This is a genomic window from Peribacillus sp. YIM B13481 (assembly GCF_042787985.1).
Classification (GTDB): domain Bacteria; phylum Bacillota; class Bacilli; order Bacillales; family DSM-1321; genus Peribacillus; species Peribacillus simplex_A.
On the sequence record NZ_JBHZPE010000105.1, the window covers coordinates 1 to 5,179 of the forward strand.

General features: G+C 44.2%; 5 protein-coding genes and 1 pseudogene. 3 read left to right on the forward strand and 3 right to left on the reverse strand.

Going from position 1 to position 5,179, the window contains the following annotated elements; translation table 11 throughout:
- Positions 1 to 190: 190 nt before the first annotated feature.
- Complete coding sequence (locus tag ACFX4X_RS25090) at positions 191 to 469, forward strand: hypothetical protein (protein ID WP_377387551.1); 279 nt, start codon at positions 191 to 193, stop codon at positions 467 to 469.
- Positions 470 to 702: 233 nt separating this feature from the next.
- On the opposite strand, the gene ACFX4X_RS25095 is transcribed toward ACFX4X_RS25090, so the two are convergent.
- From ACFX4X_RS25095 to ACFX4X_RS25105, 3 genes are all read right to left on the reverse strand, one after another.
- The gene (locus ACFX4X_RS25095) at positions 703 to 879 is read right to left on the reverse strand and encodes a homing endonuclease associated repeat-containing protein (protein WP_284471157.1); all 177 of its coding nucleotides are present in this window, start codon (positions 877 to 879) and stop codon (positions 703 to 705) included.
- Positions 880 to 1,254: 375 nt separating this feature from the next.
- Positions 1,255 to 2,499, reverse strand: coding sequence for a serine hydrolase domain-containing protein (locus ACFX4X_RS25100; RefSeq protein ID WP_377387554.1), 1,245 nt, complete (start codon positions 2,497 to 2,499; stop codon positions 1,255 to 1,257).
- A gap of 87 nt (positions 2,500 to 2,586) precedes the next feature.
- On the reverse strand, positions 2,587 to 2,814 hold the full coding sequence (locus ACFX4X_RS25105; RefSeq protein ID WP_377387557.1) for a hypothetical protein: 228 nt from the start codon (positions 2,812 to 2,814) through the stop codon (positions 2,587 to 2,589).
- Positions 2,815 to 2,929: 115 nt separating this feature from the next.
- Here ACFX4X_RS25105 and ACFX4X_RS25110 point away from each other — a divergent pair.
- Both ACFX4X_RS25110 and ACFX4X_RS25115 read left to right on the forward strand, forming a co-directional pair.
- Positions 2,930 to 4,166 (forward strand): annotated as a pseudogene (locus ACFX4X_RS25110) (IS110 family RNA-guided transposase).
- Between the two features lie 429 nt (positions 4,167 to 4,595).
- Positions 4,596 to 5,179 (forward strand): IS110 family RNA-guided transposase (locus ACFX4X_RS25115; protein ID WP_377387560.1); only part of this gene is annotated, 584 nt, incomplete at its 3' end.

Here is a 5,179-nt window from a genome sequence, read left to right on the forward strand (position 1 = left end):
TGGTTTAATAAGTTGCGAATTCATGGAACTTTAGGCTACGTAAGCCCTCTAGAATTTAAAAAGTTGTCCCTTAAAAATGTTGTTTGATTTAGTGTTGACAATTCAAACAACACAAAATTCTCCGGGTATAGGAAGGTAAAATGCAAAAAAATCCGCGACATGTATATCGCGAATTGCTTCCAGGAGGTCTATGAGTACGCCCCATTCCCCTTCTCCGGCTTACTGGTTAAATAAGGCGGCAGAGTTTGCTGGCGTGGAACATGTGTGCAACCATACCTTACGAAAAAAAGTTTGGCTTTTGGTTTTACAAAGCCACGAAGGATATTGCCATGTTGCAACGGATTTTGCATCATTCCCATCTTCGGTTACATTGCGTTATATCGGCAGTATCGAAGAAGAAACGAATAATGTATTGAAATACTTTAGCGTTTTTACAGACTCAAATAAGGAAAAGAAACTCGGCCTTTAGCTGTAAAACTCCCTAAAAACAACATTAATATTTTATCATTTTGATGCAGTAAGAACGTTACTTTATGAAAAAACATCAGTCCACTAGGGGACGGGAACAAATATAAATAACCACAAAAACTCCCCTTTCACTCAGGTAGCTTCTGTGGTGGGATCCAACACAACTCATTTGTAATTTTTAAAAGCGAAAGGATTATACACTAATTTGGAAAATAAATGTTTATGTATCGTTGGTTAAGATCCAATGCTATGTTCTACTGCATTATCCCAACTAGGAAAATAATACAATGCATTTTTCATTAATTCCGGATCTGACTTCTTTACCTCTTTCTTCCGAGGTGGCTTCCCTTCTTTTTCTACTAATTCAGAAATTTGATTCACGACTTCTTCAACACTCATATTTACTTCCATCTCTGTTCCCTCCTTTTTGTTCTTAATTATATATTTTCCCAATTGATGAAAAGTAATACAATTTTTCTTCAGCTAAACTACCAGTTTAGTTGAACAAGGGTATTTTTTTCTCTAATTTGAATGTATGATAAGAATCGCACATTCAAAAGGCCGCCAATTGGCAGCCTTCTTATGGCGCTAACGCACCCGTTAGTTAAACAAGGTTAGAGCATATTCTCGGCAATCTTTTTCTGTGCCTTTGCACGAGAAATGATAAATGCTCTCATATACTTCTCCCAAAACAACTTATCAGCTAAAACCCCAATTGGACCGGCCAGGGGGCAGACCGTTGGGTGTCGTGGGTTGAGGGCGGGCGTACCAGGCGCGGGCTCGGTGTCAGTCTTCGATTGCCTGGTAGACCATGGTCCAGAAGTCGTGGATAAGCCGCGCTGAATCCGGGGTGGACATCCCGACCTGGGTGAGCAGGATTCCGGTGAGCTGTTTGTCCGGGTCGGCGTACGTCGTCGTGCCGGTTCCACCGTCCCAGCCGAACTGGCCGATGGACGCGTAGTCACCACGGTAGGTGCGCACCGCCATCCCGAAGCCCCAGCCGCCGTGCTGCCCTTGGCCGTGCGACAAATGGACGTTGTTTTTGGCCATGGCGTCTCGGGCGGCTTGTTGCTCGGGCGTGAGGCGGTTGGTGGTCATCAGCTGGACGGCGGGCCGGGACAGGATCCGTTCGGTCCCGTGCATCCCTTGGTTCAGCAGCATCCGTAAATACGCGTGATAGTCGTCGACGGTTGAGAGCAGCCCACCGCCGCCTGCTTGGAACGCTGGAGGTCGACTGTAGCGTCCGCCTGCGGCCTCGTCCCACACGATGAACTCTCCGGTCTGCGGATCGGGGTTGAAGGCGGGCGGCAGCCGGTCAATCTTGTTGGCGGGCACGTAGAAACCAGTGTCCTTCATCCCCAGCGGATCGAGGATGCGTTCGCGCAGGAACGTCTCGAACGTCTGACCCGTGACTCTGGCGACGAGCACGCCGAGCACTTCGTTGCTGACGTGGTATTGCCACCGCTCTCCGGGCTGGTAGCTCAACGGGAGTGTGCCCAGGCGGTGCATCCACTCATCCGGCTCGGGCAACTCCGCCCCTGGCGTGTCGTATATCCCACTCTTGAAGATCGCGTTCTGGATCGGGGAGCCCATCAACGTAATATCCACTCCGAGCCCGAACGTGGAGGTCAACAAGTCCCGTACGGTGATCGGCCGCCGTGCCGGCACCGTGTCGTCCAGCGGGCCGTCTGCCCGTTTCAGCACCTGCCGGTCGGCGAGTTCGGGCAGCCACGTATCTACTGGGTCGTCCAGATGCAGCTTGCACTCGTCGAGCAGGATCATCACCGACGCGACCGCGAGCGGCTTGGAAGTGGACGCCAACCGGAAGATCGTGTCCCGGCGCATCGGCGCGCCACCGTCATGGCGCATCGTGCCGATCGCTTCGACGTGCGTCTCACCGTACCGACTGACCAGGGCGACGAGCCCAGGAATCTTCCCGGACTCGACATGCCGTGCCAGCACGTCGCGCATTCTGCGTAGCCCTGTTTCGGATAAGCCAGTGTTGCTTTGTCCCGTTGTAATCTTTTTCATTTGTTTTCCCTCTCTTTACTTTTTTATCAGCCCTATTGTTCTACAAATTCTCTTTTGTTATCAATGCTTGAAAGCGTGTTCGATGCATCAAAGAGACTGAATATTGGTAATCAAAAGATGACTCACATCCTGTTCTGGGTGATCAGAATCGAGAAATGTCCTGCACTTAGCATAGAGCCATATGTTCATCGGACGTTTATTCTCGGTTTCATCAAATTCAAAGTCACCATTATTCCGTAAGTAATCTTCTTTGACAACCGTTGTCTTGCCCGCCCCATTGGAGCCGAGCAGGGCGAAAATACTGCCCTTATCCATTTAAGCTCCCACCATCACATAACCTAATTATGTATATTCTAGAAGTAAATACAAATTCCTTCTTCAACTATCCTGCCCCTTAATAATATGTTTTTGGAGGAGATAGAATATGAATATGAATCCAGTAGTTGGTCTGGATGTAGCCAAAGGTGAAAGTCAGGTTCAAGCATTCTTGGAGAAGAAAAAGCCTTATCAAGGCAGTTTTAAAGTTACGCATACCATTGAAGGACTAGAAACACTCTTTCACTTTCTGAGAGAAATAGAAAATAGAACGGGGATCAAACCTCCGATTGTATTGGAATCTACGGGGCATTATCATACGCCCGTTGTACAGTATTTTGAGGAGAGAGATTACTTATTAATTATCGTTAACCCACTCATTTCTTATCGTGCGAAGAGCTCTAGTTTACGCAAAGTAAAGACAGATATAATCGATGCACGTCACCTCTGCGAGCTGTACTATAAAGAGGAGTTAGAGCCTTATAAAAAACGAGGGATACAACTCTTAAATCTTCGTAATCTTTCAAGACAACATGCAAATATAACAGGTATCTATGTACAAACAAAACTACAGTTTCAGGCTGTTCTTGATCAAGTATTTCCTGAATATAGAGGGGTTTTTGGAGATTTGTATTCGGTTGTTTCTTTGCTTACTCTATTAGAATTCCCTACTTCTGAAGACATATTAGCAGTCGGTGAAGAAACTGTAGCAAATAGGATTGATGAACTTTGTCCAAGTCGTTCTAGAAAGTGGGCGAATACAAAGGCAGAGAAACTTATGGCTGCCTCAGCTCGAAATCCTTTTCAGAGAACTTTATATCAGAGTCACATTTTAAGCCTAGAGATGTATATAAAAATGCTTCTAGAATACCAAAAGCACCTATCCAGGTTTGAAGACGAGATAGATGCTTTGGCAAAAGAAATTGAATAATATAAGATGATCCAATCCATCCCTGGAATCGGTGAAAAAATCGCTGCGACGATTATTTCTGAAATTGGAGAGATTGATCGGTTTAATCACCCTAAAAAAACTAGTGGCATTTGCTGGAATTGATCCAAGTATCTTTGAATCAGGTAAATTTAAAGGCACAGTAAATAGGATTACCAAAAGAGGTTCTGGCAGACTACGACATGCCTTATATATGGCCGTTCGTTGTGCCATTCGTGATTGTCGCAAGAAGAAAACGACAGATGAAATCATCCCCCGGAACAAGAGATTACGAGAGTTCTATGATAAGAAACTTGAAGAAGGAAAGCCCTTTAAAGTAGCTGTGATAGCATGTGCTAATAAGCTTCTACAATGGATTTATGCACTATTACAAAATAACTCGACTTTCCAAGATCTAACCTAGTTTAAAAGTATAACTAAATAGCACAAAACTTTCCAAATACGGTTCATTGGAAGGTTATTTAGCATGCACAAATTTAGTATAGCATGAAATATTTTTAGTTTTCATTGAAAAATGTTGACTAACTATTAGCTGGTTTAGTTGCATAAGAAACTTCTATGGCGGCGATTCTCGCCGCCACCATCTAGCACGAAAACCTGCTCTTTACCCAAAAATAAAGTCTAACCCATTAAACCCTTGACAATAATGGATGATAACAATACAACCAGGCTGGACTTTTTTTGGTGGATCTTAAGGAAGATACCCTGTATAAGAAACTGGTTGTGACAGTATTGAAGAACCATTTAGTGTACTACAAGTACGTATACAAAAATTTTTGTAACAAATCTCCTGTCATATGTATTGTTAATCTTTTTTTGAGGTGATTCTCCTATGGAAGCAATGATTGAACGGTGTGCTGGCCTAGATGTACACCAAGAAACAGTAGTAGCTTGTGTATTATTTGGTCAATTAGATAAAAAGCCCAAAACCTCTATTGAAACATTTTCAACTACAACAACGGGACTCTTGGCTTTAAGTGATTGGCTCGCTACCTTTCAGGTATCCGATGTTGTGATGGAAAGCACCGGAGTCTACTGGAAACCAATATGGAATATACTCGAGGATTCTTTTCACCTTGTTCTTGCCAATGCCAGGCATGTCAAAAATGTTCCAGGACGTAAAACGGATGTAAAAGATGCCGAATGGCTTGCCAAGCTTCTAAGATGCGGACTTATTGAAAGCAATTTTGTCCCACCGGAGAATATTCGTGATTTACGAGATCTTACTCGTTATCGAAAAAAATTGATTCATCATCGCACTTCAGAACAGAATCGTATTCACAAAATTCTTCAAGATGCTAATATCAAGCTAACATCCGTTCTATCAGACATTTTTGGAGTATCGGGACGCCGTATCCTTGAAGCGATTCTAAACGGTGAAAAAATAGAGACCGATGGTCTTCGAAAAATGGTGGA